This window comes from Thalassoglobus sp. JC818 (genome assembly GCF_040717535.1).
In the GTDB taxonomy this organism is placed as follows: Bacteria; Planctomycetota; Planctomycetia; order Planctomycetales; family Planctomycetaceae; genus Thalassoglobus.
In genome coordinates this window covers 156,846-182,257 of the sequence record NZ_JBFEFI010000001.1, presented here as the reverse complement: position 1 = coordinate 182,257, position 25,412 = coordinate 156,846, and the positions used below count along the sequence as shown (strand labels likewise).

18 protein-coding genes are annotated in these 25,412 nt (G+C 51.9%); 5 read left to right on the top strand and 13 right to left on the bottom strand.

The window, feature by feature from the left end; genetic code table 11:
- Window positions 1–73 precede the first annotated feature (73 nt).
- A complete protein-coding gene (locus tag AB1L42_RS00660; protein WP_367050085.1) occupies window positions 74–1,486 on the bottom strand; it encodes a sulfatase in 1,413 nt (470 codons plus the stop codon).
- Between the two features lie 226 nt (window positions 1,487–1,712).
- Complete coding sequence (locus AB1L42_RS00655; RefSeq protein ID WP_367050083.1) at window positions 1,713–2,345, bottom strand: TetR/AcrR family transcriptional regulator; 633 nt, start codon at window positions 2,343–2,345, stop codon at window positions 1,713–1,715.
- A 308-nt stretch (window positions 2,346–2,653) separates the two neighbouring features.
- On the opposite strand from AB1L42_RS00655, the gene AB1L42_RS00650 reads away from it, so the two are divergent.
- Together AB1L42_RS00650 and AB1L42_RS00645 are read left to right on the top strand one after the other, a co-directional pair.
- On the top strand, window positions 2,654–3,955 hold the full coding sequence (locus tag AB1L42_RS00650) for an efflux RND transporter periplasmic adaptor subunit (RefSeq protein ID WP_367051676.1): 1,302 nt from the start codon (window positions 2,654–2,656) through the stop codon (window positions 3,953–3,955).
- Window positions 3,952–7,275, top strand: coding sequence for a multidrug efflux RND transporter permease subunit (locus tag AB1L42_RS00645; protein WP_367050081.1), 3,324 nt, complete (start codon window positions 3,952–3,954; stop codon window positions 7,273–7,275). The genes AB1L42_RS00650 and AB1L42_RS00645 overlap by 4 nt, the downstream gene beginning before the upstream one ends.
- A gap of 29 nt (window positions 7,276–7,304) precedes the next feature.
- Here the strand turns inward: AB1L42_RS00645 and AB1L42_RS00640 are convergent, their stop codons facing one another.
- From AB1L42_RS00640 to AB1L42_RS00620, 5 genes are all read right to left on the bottom strand, one after another.
- Window positions 7,305–8,555, bottom strand: a complete 1,251-nt coding sequence (locus AB1L42_RS00640; RefSeq protein WP_367050079.1) for a cytochrome P450 — start codon at window positions 8,553–8,555, stop codon at window positions 7,305–7,307.
- A 270-nt stretch (window positions 8,556–8,825) separates the two neighbouring features.
- Entirely contained in the window at window positions 8,826–10,826 is a 2,001-nt protein-coding gene (locus AB1L42_RS00635) for a SulP family inorganic anion transporter (RefSeq protein ID WP_367050077.1), read from the bottom strand.
- A gap of 6 nt (window positions 10,827–10,832) precedes the next feature.
- Entirely contained in the window at window positions 10,833–12,296 is a 1,464-nt protein-coding gene (locus AB1L42_RS00630) for a proton-conducting transporter membrane subunit (RefSeq protein ID WP_367050075.1), read from the bottom strand.
- The gene (locus tag AB1L42_RS00625) at window positions 12,296–13,684 is read right to left on the bottom strand and encodes a proton-conducting transporter membrane subunit (RefSeq protein WP_367050073.1); all 1,389 of its coding nucleotides are present in this window, start codon (window positions 13,682–13,684) and stop codon (window positions 12,296–12,298) included. Before AB1L42_RS00625 ends, AB1L42_RS00630 begins: the two co-directional genes overlap by 1 nt.
- Window positions 13,681–16,875 carry a DUF2309 domain-containing protein gene (locus tag AB1L42_RS00620; RefSeq protein ID WP_367050071.1) on the bottom strand — a complete coding sequence of 1,065 codons (3,195 nt, stop codon included), beginning with the start codon at window positions 16,873–16,875 and terminating at the stop codon, window positions 13,681–13,683. The genes AB1L42_RS00625 and AB1L42_RS00620 overlap by 4 nt, the downstream gene beginning before the upstream one ends.
- Window positions 16,876–17,150: 275 nt before the next feature.
- On the opposite strand from AB1L42_RS00620, the gene AB1L42_RS00615 reads away from it, so the two are divergent.
- Genes AB1L42_RS00615 through AB1L42_RS00605 form a run of 3 tightly spaced genes read left to right on the top strand, consistent with a single transcriptional unit; the run spans window position 17,151 to window position 20,576 of the window.
- The gene (locus AB1L42_RS00615; RefSeq protein ID WP_367050069.1) at window positions 17,151–17,816 is read left to right on the top strand and encodes a carbonic anhydrase; all 666 of its coding nucleotides are present in this window, start codon (window positions 17,151–17,153) and stop codon (window positions 17,814–17,816) included.
- 31 nt (window positions 17,817–17,847) lie between these two features.
- Complete coding sequence (locus AB1L42_RS00610) at window positions 17,848–19,215, top strand: ATP-binding protein (RefSeq protein ID WP_367050067.1); 1,368 nt, start codon at window positions 17,848–17,850, stop codon at window positions 19,213–19,215.
- Window positions 19,216–19,220: 5 nt separating this feature from the next.
- Window positions 19,221–20,576: a sigma-54 dependent transcriptional regulator gene (locus tag AB1L42_RS00605; protein WP_367050065.1), complete on the top strand. Its 1,356-nt coding sequence runs from the start codon at window positions 19,221–19,223 to the stop codon at window positions 20,574–20,576.
- 36 nt (window positions 20,577–20,612) lie between these two features.
- Here AB1L42_RS00605 and AB1L42_RS00600 read toward each other — a convergent pair whose 3' ends face one another.
- From AB1L42_RS00600 to AB1L42_RS00575, 6 genes are all read right to left on the bottom strand, one after another.
- On the bottom strand, window positions 20,613–21,140 hold the full coding sequence (locus AB1L42_RS00600) for a hypothetical protein (RefSeq protein ID WP_367050063.1): 528 nt from the start codon (window positions 21,138–21,140) through the stop codon (window positions 20,613–20,615).
- Window positions 21,141–21,206: 66 nt separating this feature from the next.
- Complete coding sequence (locus tag AB1L42_RS00595; protein ID WP_367050061.1) at window positions 21,207–21,761, bottom strand: hypothetical protein; 555 nt, start codon at window positions 21,759–21,761, stop codon at window positions 21,207–21,209.
- Between the two features lie 85 nt (window positions 21,762–21,846).
- On the bottom strand, window positions 21,847–22,056 hold the full coding sequence (locus AB1L42_RS00590) for a dodecin (RefSeq protein ID WP_367050059.1): 210 nt from the start codon (window positions 22,054–22,056) through the stop codon (window positions 21,847–21,849).
- Window positions 22,057–22,186: 130 nt separating this feature from the next.
- Entirely contained in the window at window positions 22,187–22,636 is a 450-nt protein-coding gene (locus tag AB1L42_RS00585; protein ID WP_367050056.1) for a hypothetical protein, read from the bottom strand.
- A 330-nt stretch (window positions 22,637–22,966) separates the two neighbouring features.
- Window positions 22,967–23,464 carry an MgtC/SapB family protein gene (locus tag AB1L42_RS00580; protein WP_367050054.1) on the bottom strand — a complete coding sequence of 166 codons (498 nt, stop codon included), beginning with the start codon at window positions 23,462–23,464 and terminating at the stop codon, window positions 22,967–22,969.
- Between the two features lie 297 nt (window positions 23,465–23,761).
- Window positions 23,762–25,306, bottom strand: coding sequence for a hypothetical protein (locus AB1L42_RS00575; RefSeq protein ID WP_367050052.1), 1,545 nt, complete (start codon window positions 25,304–25,306; stop codon window positions 23,762–23,764).
- Between the last annotated feature and the right edge of the window lie 106 nt (window positions 25,307–25,412).

Here is a 25,412-nt window from a genome sequence, read left to right as displayed (position 1 = left end):
CGTGAAGAAATCGATGGTCGAATGGTGTTTGAAATGACTTCGATCGCAAGAGCATTCGACGCTCTTGAGTTGATCAGCGCCCGAGCCGGTCATCTAAAATTCGGTTGAGTCTTTCCACAGCTTCCGGGTGTTGATTCGCAATGTTCTGTGTCTCGCCAGCTTCTGAATTCTCGTCGTAGAGTTCGGATTCGCCTGACGAATGCGCAATGAGACGGTAGTCATCGGTTCGAACTGTCCGCGCATTTCTGAAATAGGAAATCGCTGGATGTCCATCTTTCTCAGGAGAAGTAAGCCAAGGTCGAAGTGTGACGCCGTCGACGTCGTTTGGCATTTCAATTCCCGTGAGATCGCACAGAGTTGGGAACAGGTCGATTGATTCGACAATTGCTTTCGTCGAAGCACCGGGGTGTGGCATGTCTTTGTAAGAGATGATGAGAGGTGAACGGAGTGACTCTTCGAAGAGCGTGTGTTTGCCCCAGACTGCGTGTTCGCCAAGATGCCAACCGTGATCACCCCAAAGGACAATCACGGTCTCGTCAGCTGTCCCGGACTGATTCAATTTTTGAATCAGTTTTCCGACTTGGGCATCTGCGTAGCTGACACATGCTGCGTAGTGCTGTCGAACTGCGAGTGCAAAATCGGCGTCGGAGTTTGGATCTTGTCCCCAGCGGTTGTACTTCATGAACTCGCCCGACCCGTGCCACGTCGTCTTTCCGTTGGGACGCGAAGGATGGGGGATTTCCGGGAACGTCGCATCGGAGTAATGAGTCAAATATTGCTTCGGCGCTCCGAACGGGAGATGAGGACGGAGAATTCCGACTGCGAGGAAAAACGACTTCGCTTCCTTGGTCAACTGATCTATTTGCTCGAGTGCGGTCTCGATGGAAATGCCATCTGGGTAGATTGAGTCGGGACCTTCTTCCGCCTGGAAGACATCCATCTCTTTCGCGTTTCTGCGAATCTCTCCGTGTGCAAGTCCGTGCATCCAGCCGCGAGGATGCTGCCATTCACCAGCTGGGAGGAGGTGTCGATCCCATGAGTTGGGCATTTCAGGTTGGTCGTCGTCGTTCCAGTCGGGACCACCTCTTCCGCCTGGGTGATGTGACACTTTCCCGACGGAGACAGTTGTGTAACCGTGTTGGCGAAACCAGGCAGGCATGCTCGGAGAAACGGTCTCTGGTTTCGAGAGCAATTTCTTCGCTCGATCGAAAATGGCATTGTTGCCAGCGCCGCCGTACTGACCGGTCAGCAGCGTGTAGCGAGACGCACCACAGGTGGGAGCTTGGACATAGTGTCGATGAAAGGCTCGTCCATTCTTAGCGAGTTGATCAATGTTTGGAGAGTGAATGTAATCAACGCCAAAGCATTTCAGTTCTGGTCGCAGATCATCGACGCAGATGAGAAGAACATTTTTCGCAGCATCTTCCGCAGACAGATTCGGAAGGAGAGCTAGAAAGAGAAGTGGAATGCTGAGGATTCTGAACATGAGCGCGCTCAGGTGGGACAAGAGGAATGATGCGGACCGAATGCTGGTTTGAGGATGACACCTGCTGCGCGAAAGAGCAATGCAGGGATCAAGAACTGCATTCGACCGATCAAAGAGAGACTCTAAAGGAGAGCGCTTTGATTCTCACTCCTTCCGCTCACTCGGTCTTTCACTCATCCCTCATGAGGATGATGGAACTGACCCTCGAAAGCAGACGGCAGTCTTCTCAAGGTTTCCGAATTGCGTATTCGTTCAAGAACATCGAGACCGTCGATTCCACGACGCACTTACGCACAGCCTTTGACGGAGCGGGCTGACCTCCGATGAGTCGCGGCCAGAGCACACCTGCGTTGAGCAGTCCGACAAATTGTCGGGCGGCGAACTTTGGGTCGTGAACAGCTAGTCGTCCATCTTCAGTTGCGTCACGGAACCACTTCAGGATGACATTCTGAGAAGCGTAGAACTCACAATAAGTTGACTTCGCGACTTCGACAGAACGCAGGCTGAGCGGAATGGAAATCCGCGCAAACGAAACGAAGGCCGGAGAACAAAGCTGTTCGACCTGCATCGTGGCGATCGTTATGAGCTGAACCTCGAGCGGAGTCTGTGTGTCGTATTCGCATTCAATGTCAGCGATCTGTGCGAAGACTTCCCGACGAATTTCCTCAAAGAGCATTTCCTTGCTGCAGAAGTGGTTGTAGACCGTCCGCTTGGAAACCCCAGCCCGTGCTGCGATTTGATCCATGCTCGTGGATTCGAAGCATCCGATGTCAAATTCCAGAATGGCTGCATCGAGAATGGCCCGCCGTTTCCGATCAGAAAGTGACAGCTTTTTTGGTGGTAGTTTGCTTTCTCCCATGTCTCCTCTCAAAGGCCTTTACATTTCGAAACACCTGCGTAAACTATACCGTGTAGTTTACTCTCAGACAAGTCATCTTAACGATGTCATGATGGTGTCGAGGCATGATTTATGCCCGCAAGTGCAGTTGCAACGCTCGAATCTGCAGTGTGATCGGGCAGGCTGACGGCTCTCAGTGTCGTTTTCTGTAGGATTCTCCAAGTATGCGAACTTTGTCTGTTGTCGCTTCTTTTGCGTTAATGTTGTCGCCCTTGATCAGTGGATGTCAACCTGAGCCAGTTGAGGTCACCCCTCCCCCGCCTCCGACGATGACTGTCGCCGAACCTATTGTGATGACGATCGTGGAATGGGATGCGTATACCGGTCGCCTCGAAGCTGTCGAATTTGTCGAAGTGCGGGCCCGAGTCGGTGGATACATTCAGGCAATTCCGTTTGATGAAGGTCAAGTCGTCGAGAAAGGCGATCTGTTGTTCGTCATTGACCCGCGACCTTTTACCGCAGAATTGAATCGTGCCGAGGCTGCAGCCAACCAAGCCCGGTCACAATCGGTTGAAGCTCAGGCCAAGCTCAAAGAAGCCGAGGCGATTAAGTTACAGTCCGATGCACAACTTGAACTTGCGCAGACACGTGTTCACCGTGCCCGTCGACTTGCTCAAAACAACGCAACCTCGCAGGAAGAAGTGGATCAGCGGGAAGCAGAATTCCTACAAGCTCAGGCTGACGTCGAAGCAAGTAAAGCTGGCATCAGTTCCGCTGAAGCTGCCATTGAAACAGCAGAAGCAGCTTTCAGATCTGCTGAAGCTGGGATCGAAACTGCTCAACTGAATCTGGAATATACTCGAATTCATGCTCCTGTAGATGGGAGAATCAGTCGGAAGTTTGTGACCAAGGGTAACCTCGTCAGCGGTGGAACAGCGACATCAACGTTGCTGACGACGATCACTTCGGTTGATCCCATCTATTGTGTGTTCGATGCGAATGAACAAGAGGTGTTGAAGTACACTCGACTCGACCTTGCTGGAAAGCGGGCGAGTTCGAGAAAAGAAAAAAATCCGGTGTATCTGCGGATCGTTGATGAAGAAGGTTTCCCCCATGCAGGGCATATGGACTTTGTTGACAATCAGATCGACTCTGACACTGCGTCGATGCGCGCTCGGGCCGTCTTTTCAAACGAAGATAAAGTTTTGGTTCCGGGGATGTTCGCACGAATTCGAATTCCCGGGAGCGCTGCTTACGAAGCAATCCTAATTCCGGATTCTGCTGTAGGGACCGACCAGTCTTCACAGTTTGTCTACATCGTCGAAAACGGAAGCATTGTGCCTCGATCAGTAGAGCTGGGCCCGATCGTTCATGGGCTCCGAGTTGTTCGAGACGGTCTTGATGCTGGAGATCAACTTGTAATTGAAGGAATGATTCTCGCCAGACCCGGTATGGAAGTTCAGACTCAGCCAGGTGAAATCGAAGTCGTCGAAGATGGTCTTCCGAATAAAGCTGAGCCGTGGCCACCGGAGAAGTGGATCTCTCCAGAGCCTGATCAACTGCCAGAACCTTTGTCTTTCCGATTGCAACAGAAGCGTGCTGAGACTGAGCAAGGAGGCGAAATCCAATGAAGTTCCCACATTTCTTTATTGAACGCCCCATCTTTGCCTCCGTCCTTTCGTTTCTGATTTTATTGGTCGGCGGAATCACCTACTTCTCGCTGCCGGTTTCGCAGTATCCGGATGTGGCTCCACCAACGATTGTGGTGCGAGCAAGTTATCCCGGAGCGACACCGGAAGTCATTGCAGACACTGTTGCGACACCGATCGAACAGGAGATGAACGGTGTCGACAACATGCTTTACATGGAGTCGTCATCAAGCGCCGACGGCACCATGCAGCTGACGGTGACGTTTCAGCTGGGAACGGATCTCGACGATGCACAGGTTCTCGTGCAGAATCGTGTCGCTATCGCTGAAACGCGTTTGCCAGACGTTGTGCGTCAAATCGGTGTGACGACGTTGAAGCAGATTCCCGACATGCTGATGGTTGTCCACCTGACGTCGCCGGATGAAAGTCGCGACGAGCTTTACATTAGTAACTTTGCATTTCTTCAGATTCGAGATGCTTTGATGCGTCTCGACGGCGTCGGAGACATCCGCATCGCAGGGGGGAATGAGTATGCAATGCGTGTCTGGCTCGACATCGAGAAAATGTCTCATGTCGATCTGACAGCCGGGGATATCATCCAGGCGATTCGAGAACAGAATGTTCAAGTCGCAGCTGGGGTGATCGGACAGCCTCCGACAGACGATGCGGGTGCATTTCAGCTAAACGTGACGACCACCGGGCGATTGCAGGATATCGAGGAATTCGGTCAGATCATCGTTAAACGCGGTGAGGATGGTCACGTGACTCGCCTCAGCGATGTCGCGCGAGTGGAATTGGGAGCCCAGGATTACTCACGTCTGAGTTACCTCGACGGCAAACCGGCGATTGCAGTTCTCATTTATCAGCGACCGGGAACCAATGCGGTTGATACAGCTGCTGAAGTCAAAACTCGGATGGCAAACTTGCGGGAGAGCTTTCCGGAAGGTGTCGATTACGAAATCGCCTACAACCCGACTGACTACGTTGAAGAGTCGATCGAAGAGGTGTTTGCGACGTTGTTAATTACAACGGTCCTCGTTGTCTTCACAGTCTTCATCTTCCTTCATCACTGGCGACCGACAATCATTCCGGTCGTCGCGATTCCGATTTCGTTGATCGGGACGTTCGCTGCTATGCAGTGGCTGGGCGTGACGTTGAATACGCTCTCGCTGTTCGGGCTGGTGCTGGCGATAGGAATTGTGGTCGACGATGCCATTGTGGTGGTAGAAAACGTCGAGCGACTGATCGCGGAGGGATTGAAGCCGCGGGAAGCAGCACATAAAGCAATGGATGAGGTCGGGTCTGCGCTCATTGCGACAACTCTGGTGTTGATCGCGGTGTTCGTGCCGACCGTGTTCGTCCCAAGCATCAGTGGAAAGTTTTATCAGCAATTCGCGTTGACGATCTCGATATCAACTGCGATCTCAACATTTGTCTCTTTGACTTTAACTCCCTCACTGTGTGCATTGTTGCTCAAGCCGAAAGATGCACCCAAGAACCGTGCTGGACGTCTTCTGGACTTGATGTTCGGTTGGCTGTTTCGGGCGTTTAACTGGACATTCGATTTAACAAGCAACATTTATGCACGGATGATTTCAAGCCTCATTCGAGTTTCGATTGTGGCCATAGCTCTTTATGTCGGACTGCTCGTCTGTACCTGGTACAGCTTTGGAATGGTCCCGGCCGGGTTTATTCCGGAACAGGATCAGGGCTACCTGATTGTGAGTATCCGGTTGCCGGATGGTGCTTCGCTTTCGAGAACTGACGAGGTGACAAAACAAGTCGCTGAGATTGGAAGCAAGATCGACGGAGTTGCTCATTCGGTCGGAATTGTGGGACTTTCCGGCTCAACATTCTCGATCAGCCCGAATGCCGCCGTGGCTTTCCTTCCGCTGGAAGATGCCAAAGAAAGAGCCGCAAGAGGGCGTGGAGCGAATGTTATCGTCGGTGAGATGCGAGCAGCTGTGAGTAAAATCAATGCTGCGGAAGTCTTCATTATTCCCCCACCACCGGTTCGTGGTATCGGTCGAGGTGGCGGATACAAGTTGTACATTCAGGACCAAAGTGGTGCTGGAATGGCAGCACTAAATGACGTCACTGAGAAGATGGTCATTGACGCCAATCAGCAACCGGGGCTCGTTCAAGTCTTTTCCAACTATCGATTGAGTGTCCCGCAGATTTATGCAGATATTGATCGAGTGAAAGCTCAAATGCTCGATATTCCGATGAGCAATGTGTTCGACGCGCTGCAGGTCTATCTCGGTTCGACTTACATCAACGATTTCAATCTGCTGGGACGGACTTATCGCGTGACAGCACAGGCGGAACAAGAGTTCCGGGATGAGCCTTCGGATATTCTGAGGCTACGAACGCGAAGTGCCAAAGGTGACACAATTCCGTTGGGATCAATCGTTGAAGTCCGACGTACAGTGGGACCAGACCGACTGGTGAGGTTCAACTTGTATCCTTCGGCGGATATCAACGGCGCAACCGTGCCGGGGTATAGCACCGGACAGTCGATCGAGTCGTTGGAAGCTCTCGCAGATGCCAACCTCCCACCTGGGTTTGGCTATGCTTGGACGGAAATTGCCTATCAGGAAAAGCAAGCTGGGAACACGATTGTCTTCCTGTTTCCTTTGGCGGTTCTGTTTGTGTTTCTCACGCTGGCTGCTCAATACGAGAGTTGGCTGTTGCCGTTGGCGATCATTTTGATCGTTCCGCTCTGTCTGTTGTTTGCGATTCTCGGAATTTGGTACCGGGGGATGGACAACAACATTCTGACTCAGATTGGTTTTATCGTGCTGGTCGGATTGGCCTGTAAGAATGCGATTCTGATCGTTGAATTCGCGAAGCAGGAAGAAGACTCGGGCAAAGATCGTTTTCAGGCGGCCATCGATGCATGTCGAATGAGATTGCGACCGATTCTGATGACAGCTTTCTCATTCATTCTGGGAGTGATTCCACTCCTCATCGCGACTGGGGCCGGTTTTGAAATGCGTCGCGTTTTGGGAACAGCCGTGTTTAGTGGAATGCTCGGTGTGACGTTCTTCGGTCTGTTCCTGACTCCTGTGTTCTATGTGGTTCTGCGCCGGTTCGCCCGTAAACCGGAAGTTGCGACTGCAGATGGCAACGGAGCCGCATCACTTGCGATTCCGCAGGTAGCAGCGCCGTCAAATGCAACTCTCGTCAAGACTGAGCAGAAGTCAGAATCGACCTCTGAGAAGCCTTCCGAAGTTCAAGAAGTCACTCAAGATGCTGAATCTACTTCTTCAACGTCAGGAAGTTCGAATTCAGATTCCTGAAAAGCGAATTGGTAGAAGTGCGGGAAGAACTAGAAACGAGCCCGAGTCGGGGATTGAGAAAACCTCAACGGAATGTCCTTGAAGCACCGCAGATTGTAGTTCTGCTGGTGCCGAAGGTTCTGAGTTTTGACTTTCATCGACTCAAGATGGGGAAGCAACGTGCGGAAGGCGATATTGGCTTCCATTCTCGATAGTTGCGCCCCCACACAGAAGTGCGGTCCGTGGCCGAACGCGAGATGATGGTTGTTCGGCCGGGAGATATTGAATTCGTCGGGATTCGGAAATCGTTCCGGGTCCCGGTTAGCAGAGCCGAGCATGACGAGCACGAGGTCTCCCGGACGAATCGTACGTGTGCCGACCTGCACTTCGTCGAGAGCGATCCGTCCAACAAACTGAAGCGGGCTGTCATATCGCAGACACTCTTCCACAGCATTCGGAATCAGAGACGGTTCGTCGATCAGTTGTGATAGCTGATCGCGGTTTTCCAGCAGCGCGATCAATCCGTTGCCGAGCAGATTGGTCGTCGTTTCATTGCCAGCGGTAAGCAGCAACATGCAGTTCGCAATGAGCTCATCGTACGAGAACTCTGCATCTGTGCCCTGCGACTGCACCATCAGTTCGAGAAGTGATGTGTCCGCTCCGGGGGCAATACGTTCTGCCTGATGGTGAAGGTATTCTCGAAACGCACGAACACTTCGTAGACCTCTTTCAAGTTGCTCATCGGTGATCTTTGCGTAGAAATTCGTGGCCACAAAGGCGAAGTCGTCGCACCACACTTTCACCTTATTGCGGTCTTCAATTGGGATTCCCACCAGCTCGGAAATCACCATCACCGGCAGAGGAATGGCGAAGTCGACCAGAAATTCCATTTTGCCGAGGTCGACTGCTATCTCAAGCAGGTCATCGACTCGAGACTGAATCACAGCCTCCCATCGTTTCATTGCCGAGCGTGTGAAAGCATCGTGAACAATGGCTCGAAGATGTTTGTGGCTCGGCTCATCATGCTGCAGCATTAAGTGGCTTAAGTGATCGAAGAGAGGTTCGAACTGTGGCTGCGGGTGGAGCCTGCGTCCGACAGCAATACGATCAGATGAGAATCGACGGTCGTTGAGAACAAATGCAACGTCTTCGTAACGTGTCATTACCCAGGCTTCTAGCCCTTCGTCCCAGTGAACCGGGTCTGTCTTTCGAAAGACCGAGTAGATCGAATACGGATCTTCGAACATCGCCGGTTGGAAGAAAGACGTACTGGGTTCGAGTGAAGCGATGCCGGCCTTCATGATGGTTCTCTCATAAGACGCACAATGTGACCGGCAAGTCATTGTGTACGACTTGATCATAATCGATCGACGACAAATACGAATTGGTTCACCGTTCGGTGAACAATTCGGAAGTCCCGCACTTCAAAGAATTGTCTGGCCGGCCCCCAAACTCTCTGAGTCGAACAGATTAGCGTAGTGACCGGATGAGAATCAATCATTCCCCGACGCAGAACGGAGTTGTCGGATCGGAACTTTCTTCACGTTTCGTGATTGAAAAGTTGTTTTGGCTCACAGACTGGTGGAATGTTCGACGATATGCGAACCGTTTACGGGATCGAACTGGTCTCTTCGAATGACGTCAACTGTTTCAACGCAGGCAGTGACCGGGTGCTTCGGAAGCACGTCTTTTCTGAGGAAATCGAGAATCGATTCACACGTCTCTGACGTCATGATGACTTCGATTCGCACTCGCGACTCTGAAATGGCTGCCCCGTCGGCGATTCCCCGACGTCCAATTCCACGACACGTCAGCGACGTGAATCCGGTTGCGCCGAGTGAGACAAACTGCGATTCGAGCCACTCTTCGATGTCACTCTCAGCAACGACCGTCAATCGACGCATCACTGCCAATCCGCGTTTGCGAGCTGCATGTGCGTTGTCAGCCAGTGGTTGGAGCGAGTCGAGACCATGGACTTCGAACTTTAAACCTTCGTTTGTGAAGTCGCGCTCGATCTCATGCAGCTTTTCCATCACGCTGTGGTCGACGAGTTTCGTTTCCGAGACATCCACAATGAGATTTCGTCTTTGAACAAGCCCGATCTCTTCGATCTGTCGTTTGAAAGGAATCCAGTTACTGAAGACGGCTGATTCCCGTGCGAGAATCAGACTCGTCTGATCATCAATCTCCTGCACTTCAATATACGGCTTGAAGAGCGATCGAATTGGGACACCGTTCGCAAGGTGGATGATCAACTTCAGGACAATTCCAGCCGCGACACCGACGAGCAAATCCGTAGCGAGCACGACCAGCAAAGTTGTTGTGAAAATCGCGAGCTGCTCTTTCCCGATTCGGTAGACCTGCACAAATTCTGTAGGATGAGCGAGTCGGTAGCCTGTATAGACAAGCATGGCAGCGAGTGCTGCGAGCGGAATTCGATGCAGAACCATCGGGATCAGGGCGACACAAGCGAGGAGAAAGACTCCGTGCCACAGATCTGCGAACCGTGTTCGGGCTCCATTGTCGATGTTGGCCTTCGACCTGACGATCTCTGAAATCATGGGAAGACCGCCGACCAGTGCTGCCAGCAAATTACCGATCCCGACAGCCGTGACATCCCGATTCATATCGGTCTTGCGCTTCCACGGATCGAGCACATCGATTGCCTTCGCGCTGAGAACGGACTCCAAGCTTCCGATGATGAAAAACATGATGACCCACTTCCACGCTTTCAGTTGCGAGAGCGCACTGAATTCGGGAGTGGTGATATCGTTGAACATTCCGAAGACTCGGTCGGGCATTTTGACGAGATATTGTTCGCCGAGTTGGTATTGATGCCCTTGCAGCGTATAGGAGTGTTCATGCAAGAGGTCGAAAGCCATTCCCATCGGAACGGTCACCAAGAGCACGATCATCGGTGATGGGATTTTCTTGAGGAATCCCATCTTCTTTCCGGCAATCGGCCAGAGGAACATGATGAGCAGGCTCGTCACTCCAATTGCGGCAATCGCCGGGTTCGCCTCTAAAACATAGTTGGGGAACTCTCGAAGCATTTCGAGCGGTTCACCACTGCCTGACACACCGAGAGCGACCGGAAACTGTTTGATGATGATGATGACACCAATCGCGGCGAGCATTCCGTGCACGGCAGAGATTGGAAAGAATTCTCCCAGAATTCCTCCGCGAAAGAGGCCAAAAAGAATTTGAATGACAGCGGAAGCGGCACCGACTGCGAGTGCGGCTCGGTAGGCTGTCAGGTCGGCGTCGGTCCATCCGTTCGTCATTCCATTGCCGCCAAAGTCTTCAATGCAACCAATCGCAATCACTATCAGACCGGCAGCTGGCCCTTTAATTGTCAGCTCGCTGTTGCTGATGAAAGTGGTTGTGATCGCACCAATGATCGCTGTAAAGATGCCCGCAATTGGAGGAAATCCGGAAACGACGGAGATCCCCAGACAGAGCGGAAGCGCGATGAGAAAAACGAGAAACCCGGACAACACGTCGGACTTCCAGTAGGTCATGAATCCCTGACGGTTTCCTCGGGGGACTTCTTGAGCGTGTGAATTGTTCATCTTGAATTATTCCGTTGACAAGCCGAAGTCCACGGGCAAGGACTTCGCCGAAGTTTCATGTTCGCTGAGTGTGTGAAGTGAGACCGGCAGTTTGCGATGTTCGAGTAGTGCTTTGGCTGCGTGGTATCTTGAGTTGATGCCGGGTTGGGGAATCAGACCACCGCCAATCATCATCAGGGAAAGCACGACAATGATGATCCGTTCGGTCAGTCGACAGCCCATGGAAACCGATGACTGATGATGCGTCCCGGTGAAGATACGGAAATAGGCATTCAGTGCTGCGATTCCGTTCAACGTCATGGCCAGAACGACGATAAACCCAATGAATGGGTAGACGTCGACAGCCCCTTCGACGAGCAATTCTGCTCCGATAAAACCAATCGTTCCCGGGAAGCCAATCGACGCCAGTCCCGTGAGTAGAAACGTTCCCGCGAGATAGGGTGTCTGTTCAGAGAGCCCATGGAAGCGATTGAGCTTAAGTCTTCCGATTCGAGCTTCGACGCATCGCAGAATGAGGCCCAAGCCAAGAAGAGAGATACCGACCGAGATCCAAACGCAGAGTGCTCCGGTGAGCCCGACCGGTGTGACCATTTCCAGTCCGACCAGGACGAGGGCACTGTTGCTTAGGAAAAGGAAGCAGAAGAATCTGCGTGCGTCTTGCTGCACGGTGGACATGCACGCAGCATAAAATGCAGTGATCAGCGAAATCATTGCAATGCTTTGAAGTGCCCATGACGGAGCGATCGGGAATACAAGCCGCATCACCGCGTACGCCCCGGTCATCGGGATGACGAACAGGATGGCTGTCCCGAAAGTGGCTTTCTCGAATAGATCTGTCATCCAGCAATGCAGCGGAAAAGTGCCATTGCGGATGAGTGCTCCTCCAGTCAGAAGACAACCACCGACGATCGAAAGTCCCACCGATCCAGAAGACACGTCGACGAGCAACTGCCCGGTAACCAGCAGTGCGACGAACTTTCCCATGTGAATCAAATAGACGCGAGTGCATTCACCGCGTTGGCGCAACTCAACCCAGGGTGGGATCACTGCTGCAGCGAGGAGTCCAATGAGCAACCAGGGAGTGCGGCAAGCGAGTGTTGCCATCAAGATCGATTCTGAAAGGAGCGTCCAGCCGAACGAGAACCGGTTGACCTTTGTTCGGAGAGTGGTAACGACGATCGAGAAGTAAAGAAATGCTCCGAGTGGAAGCAGAGGTGCGCTCAACTCGTCAATTACCAGAACGTCGTGACTCAAGATTCTTTCGAGGAAATCCCATTGGTCGTGAGCTTCGAAAGATTCGAGCATTCCAAAGTCGATCCACTCACCGGTTGCACAGACCAGCGTGAGACCACAAGTCACAATGCTGACAGTCCGCGCGAGATGACGGTTCTGCAGCGAGAACGAAAGAATCGCTCCGAGTAGTGGTAATAGCACACTCAATTCAAGCCATGGGAGGTGGAGTCGCGGCATTAGACCATCTCCTCCACAGCCTTCAATTCGGCAACCGGTTGGGGCTGTTCTTTCTCGTGGTTGCCAGAAAGAGTCTCGGTCCAGGACTGTTCACATTCATTGAAGAATCGGAACAGCTTCACGAACGGTTGGACCACATACCCGTCAATTAGGTTGTCTAAATACCCACGTTCATATGCGAAGCGATAGGCGGCCATTTGAAGCGGTGTGGTCTTTTCAGTCAGGTTGGAATCGACGGAATTCAGGCGGATGCCGACTGCGTTCTCCATCGCTTTGTGATCATGCAGAAACGATGGGGCTCGAAGCAGTTGCAGTGTTCTTAGGCAAGCGTGCCCAATCATATGGATGAGTGCGATGTATCTTAGACCGAGGCCGATTTCGACGGTGATGACTCCGATTTGTGTGAGCGATGCATACGCGAGTGAGTTCTTGACATCGTTCTGAACTCGCGCCATCAGCGAACCGGAGATGGCAGAGATTGCTCCGAGAGCGACGACCGCAAAGCTCAATAACGGCGAGACATTCAGAAGTGGACTGATTCGCAGGAGAAGGTAGGTTCCAAGATGGATCGAGAGTGCTCCATAGAAAACGGCACTGGACGGAGTGGGTCCTTCCATTGCTTTCGGAAGCCATCCCGAAAATGGAACCATTCCCGATTTGCCCGCGGCAGCCAGAAGCAGTAACAGTCCCACAGGAAGTGCTTGCCAGGAGGTAATGACCGCCTCACCATTGGGCCAGGTCCCCTGCCCCATCAGCACGTCGAAGTCTCCCTTTCCGGTCAAATGATGCAACAGCAAGGCAGCGACGAGAAACGCGGCGTCTGAGAAACGATAGATCGACCAGATCCGTAAACCATTTCGCACGGGACCGGGGCGTTCGTGAAAGTACGCGACCAACAACGCTGACGATAAGCCGACAAGTTCCCAACCAAAAAATAGAGTTTCGATTGTTCCAGCCACGGTCGAAACAATAATTCCCAGCATGAACAGTGCGTAGAGCAGGAAGAATCGTTGATAGCCACGATCTCGCTGGAGGTAAACATTGGCGAACGCGCCGACGGTTCCACACAACACATAAGACAGAATCGAGAATGGAACTGACAGTCGGTCAAACACCAACTTCAGATGGAAATGGAAACCTTCTTCGTGAACTTCCACCCAATTCCCGAGCTCAATGGGGACTTCGCGGATTCCGGTCGCGAGCATGGTGACCAGAATGGCGACAGCACTTGTCAGTCCCAGGTATGCACATGTTTTGGCGAGGCGTGTTTGAGTCGATTCGGCGAACGGTCGACCGAAGAGCAACGGAAGACCAAGGCCGCCAACGAGGATCGTGGGGCATAACACGACAGCAACACCGACGACATGCAGGAACGAAGATATGTTCATCTTGCCCCCGTTGTGCGAAGTTGCTGGTCCGAGATGTGTTCTTCAGTTGTCTCAGAGGAGACGGTCGATTGCTCAGCAATTGAGTAAAACGGAGTGTTGGACCGGGAGCCTTGATAGCACTCAAGTGATGAATTCATTTCCGGAAGTTCGTTGAGCGATGAATGAAACGGCTGAAACTCTTCTCCATCGAAAATGAAGGCTTCGGCAGTTTGTGGATCGAAGACCGATAGCCTCACCCAACGTCCCCGGCAAAGCCTCCGAATCGTTTCGTTTCGATCCATGATTGATAGGAGTGCTTCAGGTGTTGATTCGATGATGAACTGAATTCGGATCGGTTCATGAATTTCGGTCATCTGCTGGTAGAGTCCTGTCCGGAGGTCGCTTGCAGTGCCTTCCATCACTCCAAGCATCGAGACGATGTTGTGCGGCAGTTTGGACCCGGATCCATACTTCTTTGAATCAACGGTCGAGAAGTAGTATTCGAGGTTGATTCCTGCACAGACCGGGATTGCTGCCGAAAGAATCCGCAGCAGAACCGAGTAGTCTTCATCGTCGGATGATGGATCGTACGAATTCAGAAACGCTCGACGGTCGAGGAACAACCCGCGAGTCCATTTGCGTTGACCAACGACACAGAGGGCGTTAGTCGCATGGTTGTACTCAGGTCTCGCCTGCGAAATGTCCTGCGCACGGGCTTCGACGTGACACAAAGCTTCTTGTGGAGTGACTGTCAAAGGAACTGCCGTGAACCTGCGGCAGCGTTCGTGAGCGTTTCGACGGCGTGCTTCTTCAATCGTTACGCGAGCTGACTCAATCGTGCTTCGATGAGATGCGGGAAGTTGATCGAGGTCAAAGAAAACGAACGAGTCGTCGCACGTGTTGTGATAGGCTCCGACAAACTTCGTGTCCTCAGGAATTTGGATTCCAGCTTCAGCCACTTTTAATCGCACACGCCAATCGTTGGCCATGGCAGCGAAGGCTCGGGCATTTGGGCCGCCACGTTTTCCGGCACAGGCTCCACAGCAATATGCGGACTCGTGTGGGTTATTTAAACTTGACGAACCATGACCTGAGATGATGACGAGTCGTGAAAAGTCTTCCGGTTTCAGAAGTCCCAACTCGTGAAGCAGTCGACCTACATTTGCAGCCATTTCATCGACTGAGAAACCAATATGCCCGTTCGTTGGACCGGGATCGTCTTGGTAGCGTTCGAGTTGCAACTTCGTGACTGGCGGCAATTGCAGGAATGCTCCAACAGCTTGACGAATCTTGGCAGTCAAGCGAGGAAAGAGGACTCGTGCGACGAGCGGGGCTGTCGCCAAAGATCCGCTGATCCCTGCGACGATTCCGCCGAAGAAGGTGCGGCTTTGAGTGTGAAACGCATGATTCGCCCGTTCGAGTCGTCGCCGCATTCGGGTTCGATCGCGGTGAACTCCTTCGAATGTGTATCCCACGTCTTCGACAACGTAATGACTCGGCGTCATGACTCCTGGGCAGAGTGCTTGAAAGAAGCTGTCGGCTGCCCCTCGGTAGTACATCGCGACACCAAAGAAACCGGCCGCACTCAATGTTTCGCAACTCGGTTCGATCTCTTCGAGGTGTCTTCGGAGAGACTCTTCTCGGTCATCGATACATGTGACGAGTTGGAATAATGGCCTCTGGTGAGATTTTGCAGAGTTCTCGCTGACGCGACGTGAATGGGCCAGGACCGCGGATAAGGCTGCGTTGTGATACTTTCGCTCGTACGCTTCGTGAAACGTTCGCCGACGTTCAATCGACGGAAAGTTGTCGATTTCGTCTGCGACTTCCTGCCATTGATCCGAAGAAAGCTCATTCAGCTGCGCGGGCGTCCAACCGAGAATTTGAGCCAATTGGAACAGAGGAAAAGCTCGTCGCTCGATCGAAGCTTCATTCTGATGCGCAACGTTTTCTTGAGCCCAATCTATCTTGGAATTGACGGCTTCAGTATGAGAATTTGTCTCTCCTGCAAGATGATGCAGAGCATGTTCTTCCAGGATCAGTCGAACGGTTAGGAACTCGATCAGAGTTCCGTGCGGGACTGGTCGCGAAACTTTGTTGCGATGCGATTCGAGAAAGTGAATCATCCCAGCCCACCCCCCGAGAGCGAGGAGTGTCTGAGTGATAAACTCCTCTCGCTCTGCTTCGCTGATCTCAAATTGTGACAGCGACAGGTCAATTGACTCTTCGGGAGAGATTCCAGAGGAGGACAATTCAGAGAGCGTGTGCGCAACGTCATGAAACCACTGTGGCATTCCTTTGGAAGGATGAGAGTGCAGACTGATGAAGGATGCGAGGAATCCAAGTTCCCGGTTCGGGAGGTGCCAGTCCGAAAAGCCTTGATCGAGGAAGGCAGCACAAAAACGAATCAGGACATCGTTGACAGTTCTGTCGATATCCTCGCCGGTCGCTTGAAGATAGACGTCACGCGGGCGGACGAACTTGGCGACTTCTTTTTCGCTCTTATTCGAACTTGCTACTCCATCAATGCACAGGTGCCAAAGTGATTGCAGTGCGATAGTCTCCCATTGCGCCTCACTCCATTTCGAGTGGTTTCGACCAACTCTGTCTCGAAGCTCTTTTTGATTCTCTTGCTCGAGCGTCTCGACCCAAGAGCGAGCGGATTCGATGACGCCCTCTCGCACCTCTTCATTCACGGTAGAGCAAATTCGGTTGAGGGCGTGGCCTTCGTGGATGAGCCACTCGAACTCTGCATCTGTCCCCTCAAAGATCGGATGACGTAGCATCGCCATCCGTATTTGAGCCCGTGTCGAGAGGCCTGCGACCATTTGATCGGAAGCGTCGCTGAGATCGTGTTCGACGACTGCTTTCAGATCGTCGATGGAGATTCGTTCCTCAGCGCACAGCTCTTGATATTTCACTTCTGACAAATAGGGTTCCGCGTGGTACTGCTTCTGTCCCTCAACGACTGCGTCATGAAATGACTTCTTTTCATAAGCATGGAGAGTGTTGTGATGAACGAATTCTTCAATGGGGCCCTGGGAAGGTAGGACCCGCGATGCGCGCTCGATGAGGTTTCGAATCAACTCAATTCGCTTCTCGCGATTGATCGAAGTGAGTGGGACCGAATTGGGAGTCGAAGAGTCTTGGAGCACGTTCGGAATAAGCTTCGAAGGATCGACGTCCATATGGCCCAGTCGATCGGGAGGCATGGTGAGTCGCGAGGCAAAAAGAACAAGCCCGCACCAACGGCAAGAGCAGTGCCAAATCGTAGGAAAAAACGTGCTCACCATTACTTTGAAGGAATGGCGACACTTTTCCCAATCCTGAGATCGATTCGCAGTCAGAGATTTACTCACGAGTGCCCGGAGAACTGATCATCTTGCGGATACGTATCTGCAAGAAGAGCGGCGAACGTGCAAGACTTTGCAGAGAGTGTGCAATATACTGCAGGCAGGAATACCAATCAGACTACAGGAGTGCCGACATGCAGAAGCTCGTCGAGGGAATCCATCAGTTTCAGGCGACTTCATTCAGCCAACAACAAAAGTTGTTCGAAACACTCGCAGAGGGGCAGCATCCACTCGCTCTGTTCATCACTTGCTCAGATTCTCGAATCGATCCGAATCAGCTCACGCAGACCAAACCCGGAGAACTCTTCATTCTGCGGACAGCTGGCAACATTGTTCCCCCGTATGGCTCTGTCTTTGCAGGGGAAGCTGCAACGATTGAGTATGCCGTCACCGCCCTGAATATCCGTGACATCATTGTTTGCGGACATTCCCATTGTGGTGCGATGGGGGGGCTTCTCAAGCCGGAAGCTGTCGAAAGCATGCCTGCGGTCAAGTCCTACTTGAAATTCGCAGAGTCGACCCGCCGGATTGTGGAAGAGAACTACAAGCATCTAACCGATCCCGCAAAGCGTCTCACATTGACTGTTGAAGAAAACGTCCTCGTTCAACTGGAGAGTCTCCGCACACATCCTTCAGTCGCTGCAGCACTCAGCCGGGGAGATTTGAAGCTCCACGGTTGGGTTTACAAGTTCGAGACAGGTGAAGTCTTTACGTATGATCCTTCGAAGAACGAATTTGTCGGGCTCGGCGAAGCGACCAATCTGCTCGCAGAAGAGAGTCGATCGCTGCCGCCCATCTAAAGCTTGATATTCATCCCTATTGCAAGAGCTGATGACCGAGAAAAACCTAGATCCCGCACGAAACAATTATCGTCTGGTCATCATCGGACTCATGGTTTTGAGCGCGGCGTCACTCGCTGTAACGATCTGGATCATGGTCGACTTTCTTCGCGAACAGAAGATTGTCGACGAATTAATTCGCCGACTTCCAAGTGACGCAACAGCGTCTGCTGTGGAACTGGCTGGCGAGTTGAAATGGCAGTTTCGGTTGGCGATTCTGGTGCTGTTGAATCTGATTGTTACTGGAATTGCGGTGGTTCTGCTGTGGCGTGCTTACCGATCTTCGCTTGACTCATTGAGAGATTTCAAAGCCCTTGCCGGCGATATTCTCAACAGCATGGATCAAGCCGTCATCACAACTGATCTCGCTGGACGTGTGACAAGAATCAATCGGAGGGGAAACGACCTCTTGTCGTCGGGAACCGACTGCATCGGGCGCTCGCTCGAGGATCTCTCTACGAATGTTCCTTTGGAGCTTTTCCGGAAGGAGTGGATGCAATCAAAGTCGCCCGGCGAGACGCGAGATCTGACCGTTCAAGTTCAGGGCGACGATCGAACGCTTCGTGCTTCATGCCTCACATTGTGTGACATCGAGAACAATGAAATCGGAAATGTTCTGCAGGTACACGATGTTACCGAACAAATTCTCATCGAAGAAAAGATGCTGAGAATGGAACGGTACATGGGGCTCGGTGCCGTCGCGGTCGGATTGCACCACGAAATTCGCAATCCACTCGCAGCTTTGTCATTGCATGTGCAACTGCTCGAAGAGGAACTTGAACAGGTCGGTTCAGGTATCGAAGTAGAACGCATGCTGGAGGTGATACAGACCGAGATCAACCGCGTGAGTGGTGTGCTGGAAGGGTTTCGAGACTTCGCCTCGATCGGTCGTCTTGAGTTAGAAATGGTCGACCTTCAGGAACTCATTGAGAGGATCGTGAAGCTATTAGCACCGCGCGCAGCACAGCAAAAAGTGGCGATTAATTTTCTCTCGTCAGGGACGCAACCTGCTGAAGTGGCTGCTGACCGGATGAGATTGGAACAAGTCTTGCTGAATCTTCTGATCAACGGGATGGAGTCCATGCCTGATGGAGGTGAACTCTCGGTCGTCGCTGAAGTCGAGAATAACCTTGCTCTGATCCGTGTCTCAGATACCGGTCGCGGTATTCCGAAAGATCTCCATGATCGTATTTTCGATCCGTATTTCAGCACGAAGAGTGAAGGCACAGGCTTGGGGTTAGCTCTTTGCGATAAAATCATGAGGCAACATCAAGGAAAGCTTGAGTTCCAAACTTCAAACCGAGGAACAACCTTTCAGCTTTCATGGCCCGCCATCAAGATTGAAGAAGTTATGGCTTAAGAAGTATGGATGAACCATTTCATATATTGATTGTTGATGACGAGCCGAACATTCGAGCGGGTCTTGCTAAGGGGCTCGAGAAGCATGCGGAGTTGATCACAACTGCTGGTTCGGTCAATGAAGCCATTGACATTCTCGTTAGAGAAACCGTGCATCTCGTCATCGCCGATGTTCGACTTCCGGGAGATCGCGACGGTCTAGATCTCGTGACATACGTCCATCGGAACTGTTCGGCCACAACGATTGTGATCACTGCTCACGGAACTGTAGAAACTGCTGTCGAAGCGATGAGACGCGGCGCGTTCGACTTCATCACAAAGCCTGTTGATCTCAATCTCATCCGCGAGCAGGTCGCCCGTGCCGCCGAACACTACAAGTTGCAGGCGGAGAATCGTGTTCTGAAAGGAAAGCTCGCCGAAGCTGGTGAGATCGTCGGAATTGTCGGGAATTGTCGCGCTCTCAAGGATGTTCTCGATCAGATTCGTCAAGTTGCTGATACTGATGCGACAATTCTCGTTCGAGGCGAAAGCGGGACGGGGAAGGAATTGATCGCACGAGCAATACACGATTTGAGCCACCGCTCGAACGGGCCTTTCATTCCAATGAATTTGGGAGCCCTTCCAGAAACTCTGCTCGAGAGTGAATTGTTCGGCCACGAGAAAGGTGCTTTCACGGGAGCGTCCCGTCAGAAGCCGGGATGCTTCGAGCAAGCAGTTTCGGGAACGCTTTTTCTCGACGAAATCACGGAAATCCCAGCGAAAAGCCAGGTCGATCTGCTTCGCGTTCTCGAAACGGGACGATTCGCGAGAATCGGTGGGGAAGAAATGCTGACATCCGATGCACGAATCGTGTCAGCGACGAATCGGGATATCGAACAGCTAGTTGAAGAAGGAACGTTCCGTGAAGATCTCTTTTACCGCTTAAACATCGTTCCGATCGATGTTCCTCCGCTCAGGCAACGCCGAGAAGATATTCCGCTTTTGATTGCGTACTTCCTCAACCACTTTTGCCTCCGACACCAGCGACCGGAAAAGTCTCTCGACAGCGATGCTGTCCAACTATTGGTGCAGGCCAATTGGCCGGGGAACATTCGTCAATTGAGAAACGTCATTGAACGCCTTGTGGTGACTGTGGGACGAGATGTCATCCAGGCTCAGGATTTGCCGACGGAATTTTCCATTAGCCCAACCCAGGCCGAGAAAGAATCTCGCTCACTGGCAGAGGTGACTGAAGCTGCGGAACGAACCGCTATTCAAAGTGCTCTCACGTCGAACAACTGTCATCGCGAACAGACCGCAAAAGTGCTTGGAATCAGTGTTCGAACGCTGCACTATAAAATGAGTCGATACAATCTTCACTGATACTAAATCGAAACGATTCCCTCAGCTCCACTTACTTTAGGAAATCGACTCTGCTTTCGGAGTTTCTCGTGGAAGAGCTGTTTGCTCGCCGCCTGACTTTGAGAGAACTCGATCAGCGACTTTTTGCCGCTCGACATCGTCAGTCTCCACGGCGACGATAATCTTTCCGGCAGTGATCGCCTGATCGTAATAGTCGGCGAGTTCCTTTTCAGCGCCGCGAGTTACCATAAGTGCTGCGAATGTGCCAGTGAGAGCAGCTCCGAAGAAAACTCCAAGGACGGCCACTGCGGTTCCGGCTGTCGTCAAGAGTCCAGCTGCGACCGCAGCTGCACCCATTCCCAGAGCTGCCAATCCGGATTTGTTGAGAGCTTCATTACGTTTCTCTTCACCGGGATGTTCGTGAATAAACTCTTTGAACTCTCGTTCACAGGCGTCCATTGAGCAGACGACTCCGATTTCTTCCTTGCTGAAGCCCTCCTGCTGAAGTTCACTGATGATTTCTCGCACCTGCTGTGCATTGTCGCACACGGTCAAGCGGATTGGATATTCTGATGAGGGTTGCATGACAAAATCCTTCGAAGAGGAGGTGAGGTTGAAGTTAAACTTTCCGAGGCGGCGTTGGCGAATCAATTAACTCGCTTCAGATGACGATGAATCTTTAACGTCGTTGTAGCGATCCTGAGCGTCTTCGAGAGCTTCCTTTAACTCATTCCAAGTTTCAGCAGCTTGCTCCTGCAGTTCTTGAGAAGCTTCTTCACCCGACTCTTGAAGCTCGGAAAGCTGTTCACGCAACCGTTCGCGATGTTCATCGATTGTGCTCAACGTCTCGTTCCAGTTTTCTTGAGCCTCGTCCTGAAGTTCGTCGCCACGATTGCGAAGTTGTTCAATCTCATCGTTGGTCTGTTCAAGCTGAGAATTCACTGCTGCCAGGAATTCATCTTTCTTCAGTTGGACAAGATCCTGAAGCGACTCAACAGCCTCTGATGTTTCTTCGATCACTTTGTTTGCAGTGACCGTCTGAGACTCATCTGTTGGTTCCATACCTGGATTTGCGGTGTCGAAATCTTCCGACTCAAAAGTCGATTCATTCTGTGCGATGTCATTCGATGAATTCGAATCTGTACACCCAACAGCGAAAAGACAAACTGAAGCGAGAGTCATTGAGACGAGATTAAAGCGTTGCATGGGGTCAATCCTTTGTTCAGTAATTTTAGTTAAGTGAGGTGAAAAGTCGTTTGTGGTGGCCCGAGAGTCAACACATTGAAAGTGATCACTCTTCGAGTCGAAAACCAATGCGAACCGTTGCCTGCCAGTGAGCCACATCGCTTCCATCGATGTCTCCACGGAGCTCGACAACTTCAAACCATCGAAGCCCACGCACCGAATCGGATGTTTTGCGAATGGCGTTCCGAATCGCGTCGTCACTGCTCGTCTTGGAAGTTCCAACAACCTCGATGCGTTTGTAGATGTGGTCAGACATGGTTCACGGTCACTTTCAATTCGAATTCGTTTCGCGGAGGAAGAAGCAGTTCACTTCTTCAGGGTAGACGCAAGTCGCGTGCCGGCAATCTATCTCGGTGGATAATGACAGCCGGTCGGGAACGCTTGCTTTACTGATACTCTCGAATTCGCCACGCCTGAGCGGCTGACCGCGAGTCGACGTATTCAGCCAGTCGGAGAAACAGTTCCTCAACTCGCGGTGCATTTGCTGCACTCGACATCTGCTTCAAAAACGAAGCCAAAGCTTCGTCGAATTCGTGCTTCAGGGCGACGACTTCATCAGCATCCATTCCAGGTTGGAACGCGATTGAATCAAGAGTTGATTCGAGTTCTTCGTCACCTGCAAACTGGATCCACACGTTGAGGACACCACCTTGGTCTTCTTTCTGAAAGCGTGTCACGGCCGATTCGAGATCGTGTTCTTCTTTCTCAAGAGTGCGATAGATCAATTCTGTTCTCTCATCGCAGATCCACCGACTTGGAGGAGCGAGTCCCAGTCGTAATTTCCGTTGACACCGCGAGATCCGCTGTAAGACGTCTTTCACCTGTTGGTAAGTCATGGCCGAATTCCTTCTGGAGATCGAGAACCGCATTGATCGATTCGCTTCTGCCTTCCGCTCCAAATCGGGATCTTCGCTCCAGCCGAAACTGGTGGCTGATCGGTCGGTTTGGTGCTTAGCCGCCCAGTCAGTTTGATCGATTGTCTTTCGACACGATGGAAAGAGTGGACGACGATCGCTTCAAAAGCGGAAAACAGTTGATTTGCTGTTGTTCAGATGGAATCGCAATAAGCGTTCCTAAGCGGTCGGAACGTCGCCCCGGAGAGGTAATTCGGTAGGTGCCCAGAATTGGCGTGAAATCGGTTTCCGACGTGGCGAGTCGGAGTCATGTCACTTGTTTTCTAAGTTTTTAGCTGATGACTGCCGCTCCTCAGCTTCAGATTCGCTTGATGTAGGCTTCTTGATCCACCGATACTCAACCCGACTCAGAACCGTCAGAAATATGATGGCGAGCACCGTTACTTGAATGGCCAGCCACACCCTTCCAACGGAAACGGCGATGCCGATACCTGTCGTCAGATAGATCGAAGCGGCGGTCGTGAGACCTTCGACCTCTTCCTCACGGTTATGCACAATCGTCCCTGCACCGAGGAAGCTGATTCCGACAATGATTGCCTGAATCACGCGTATTGGGTCGGGCGTTAACTCGCCGGAAACGGAATCGCCGAGCTGATCGAGAGTACTCGGGGTGAGAACGACGAGCAGCGCCGAACCGGCAGCGACGAACATGTGAGTGCGCAGCCCTGCCGGTTTGCCTGAGAGTTCACGTTCAAGGCCGATGATCGCACCCAGAAGTGAAGCAACAACGATCTCACTGAAATCAGACACCAATCCTCCATATGGTTTCGGACATGAGACAATGATTACCGAGCACCTCGATCGAACGTTCGTTCCAAAAGGGGGCGATCGTGGTGAACGGTGTTCGAAAAACGAGTCCGACTTTATGAGACGGAATTCTTCATCGAGTTGATGTACGTGAAGATCCCGTCTCTATTGCAAGGTGTCTCGTTCATTGATGAGGTTTCGCAACTGCTGTGCCATATTCTCCGATAAGCACTGTGATTAAGTGCGCGAGTCATCCTCCGTGAATTCAAACGCTCTTGAAGAATGCGCGAAGTCTACAGCTCATTCGAAAGATAATTCGAGGCTTTGAATCATTGGTTTTGATTTGTTCTCGGTTGAATCGGTCAGCCTAACCTCCACTTGAAAGCCGTATCCTTCAGGAAGATCGGAAACATCCAGCCTTGCAGGTGTCTTGCTGACTTGCTTTGAGAATCCGTCAACGTAGTCGTATGTCTCTTTGACGTCCCGCCAATCCGACCACTGATCGATTGACCCATCGTTATTCGTGTCGACACCGGCTCTCGCTTCTACTGTTTCGACCCAAGGGCCCGGGCTGACAAAGTCTGAATCTTGTTGAGTGACGAGATAGAACTGGCCCTCAGCGAACATGATGTCGGGATCGGGGTGACCATTCCCAACGTGATCACAGAAAGTGAACTGTTGATCGAGCGATGGGGAGGTGAACCAGCCGGCGCTCATCTGTTTCGTGTCGACAGGGTCGTAATCACAGAAGAGGTAGTATTGTCCGCCGATACAGATCGCTGCCCAGTCGCCGTAAGCATTCTGTTCTGGTTCATGAATTTCATATTCAGCCACGTCTATTTTAAACTTTTCAGGATGCTCTTTAACCCAGTGGGGATGAGTATATGTCCCGATCTTTCCAGAGGGATGTGTGCGTTCATCCACGGGCGGAGGAAGTGTTTGGAAATCGTTGACTCCGTCCTCACTGACTGCATGCGCAGCGAGTGGAGAGTCCCAAGCATGAGTGCGTGCGTTGATTGGGCTCCAATCTTCGACAATCAGATGAAACTTCCCATCGAGGTCGCGAATAATTCCACAGTCTGATCCGTGAGTCGGATCGTCATAGGCCAACCCCTTGTGATCTCCAGGAAGCCCGTCGAAGAGATTGCTGTCGACGTAAACATGCGGGTCCTGGTCATTTGGAAAGTCATAGTAGAAGTAGGCTTTCCCATCCGCGTATTCAGCAGTGGTCATCCAGGCCGAAAAACGCTCTGTGATGGAACCATGATGAACCCAGTTGACCATGTCTCGGCTTTGCCATGCATGGTATCCACCCAGTCGAGGCATGAGTCCACCAGGTGCATCGAATTGATTGGGGAATGGAGTGGTTTGTAAAGGGATATTGAAACCGTCGAGTGTAGCTGGCTCGGGAGTGAATTCTGTCGATGGTCCGGCTTGACCATTCCCTGAATTCTTTGGCTGATTCGTTTTGTAGCGACCAAAGATCCAATAGTTTTGCGGCCCGACTCGTAGGAAGACTGGTGCGTCACCCAGATTGACTGGTCCAAGATTTTCGATTGGATTCCAGTTCTGCCACACAGGCGATTGAGTCAGAGTCACGGAGGATGGCTTCTTCTTTGTGTCGGTGGAGAGAACCTTGGTCCGGAACTCCCCTGCTTTGCCCGATGGAAAGATCACGCCATCCGCGACATCTAATCCCTGTCGGATTTCAAGTTTGGACTCCCAGTCTGCGGAACCGCTAATCAAGAGAGAGTCGTTCGCTGGGGCAGTTGCTGCTGCAAGTGTGATGCAGAAGAACGTCACGTGCGATATGAGAGAGTGATTCGAGTTGGGAGTCGTACGCATCAACGCCACTTTCTTATTTAAGACCACAATGGTCAATGGGTTGGTGGGAGAGCTTGATCTCACTTGTTGTTACGGTGAGGCTCAATGATCCAGTGACGACATCTCT

Excerpts from the sequence above, each read along its gene's own strand:
- AB1L42_RS00660 (WP_367050085.1), bottom strand. The coding sequence starts at position 1,486 with ATGTTCAGAATCCTCAGCATTCCACTTCTCTTTCTAGCTCTCCTTCCG.
- AB1L42_RS00655 (WP_367050083.1), bottom strand. The coding sequence starts at position 2,345 with ATGGGAGAAAGCAAACTACCACCAAAAAAGCTGTCACTTTCTGATCGG.
- AB1L42_RS00650 (WP_367051676.1), top strand. The coding sequence starts at position 2,654 with ATGACTGTCGCCGAACCTATTGTGATGACGATCGTGGAATGGGATGCG.
- AB1L42_RS00645 (WP_367050081.1), top strand. The coding sequence starts at position 3,952 with ATGAAGTTCCCACATTTCTTTATTGAACGCCCCATCTTTGCCTCCGTC.
- AB1L42_RS00640 (WP_367050079.1), bottom strand. The coding sequence starts at position 8,555 with ATGAAGGCCGGCATCGCTTCACTCGAACCCAGTACGTCTTTCTTCCAA.
- AB1L42_RS00635 (WP_367050077.1), bottom strand. The coding sequence starts at position 10,826 with ATGAACAATTCACACGCTCAAGAAGTCCCCCGAGGAAACCGTCAGGGA.
- AB1L42_RS00630 (WP_367050075.1), bottom strand. The coding sequence starts at position 12,296 with ATGCCGCGACTCCACCTCCCATGGCTTGAATTGAGTGTGCTATTACCA.
- AB1L42_RS00625 (WP_367050073.1), bottom strand. The coding sequence starts at position 13,684 with ATGAACATATCTTCGTTCCTGCATGTCGTCGGTGTTGCTGTCGTGTTA.
- AB1L42_RS00620 (WP_367050071.1), bottom strand. The coding sequence starts at position 16,875 with ATGCCTCCCGATCGACTGGGCCATATGGACGTCGATCCTTCGAAGCTT.
- AB1L42_RS00615 (WP_367050069.1), top strand. The coding sequence starts at position 17,151 with ATGCAGAAGCTCGTCGAGGGAATCCATCAGTTTCAGGCGACTTCATTC.
- AB1L42_RS00610 (WP_367050067.1), top strand. The coding sequence starts at position 17,848 with ATGACCGAGAAAAACCTAGATCCCGCACGAAACAATTATCGTCTGGTC.
- AB1L42_RS00605 (WP_367050065.1), top strand. The coding sequence starts at position 19,221 with ATGGATGAACCATTTCATATATTGATTGTTGATGACGAGCCGAACATT.
- AB1L42_RS00600 (WP_367050063.1), bottom strand. The coding sequence starts at position 21,140 with ATGCAACCCTCATCAGAATATCCAATCCGCTTGACCGTGTGCGACAAT.
- AB1L42_RS00595 (WP_367050061.1), bottom strand. The coding sequence starts at position 21,761 with ATGCAACGCTTTAATCTCGTCTCAATGACTCTCGCTTCAGTTTGTCTT.
- AB1L42_RS00590 (WP_367050059.1), bottom strand. The coding sequence starts at position 22,056 with ATGTCTGACCACATCTACAAACGCATCGAGGTTGTTGGAACTTCCAAG.
- AB1L42_RS00585 (WP_367050056.1), bottom strand. The coding sequence starts at position 22,636 with ATGACTTACCAACAGGTGAAAGACGTCTTACAGCGGATCTCGCGGTGT.
- AB1L42_RS00575 (WP_367050052.1), bottom strand. The coding sequence starts at position 25,306 with ATGCGTACGACTCCCAACTCGAATCACTCTCTCATATCGCACGTGACG.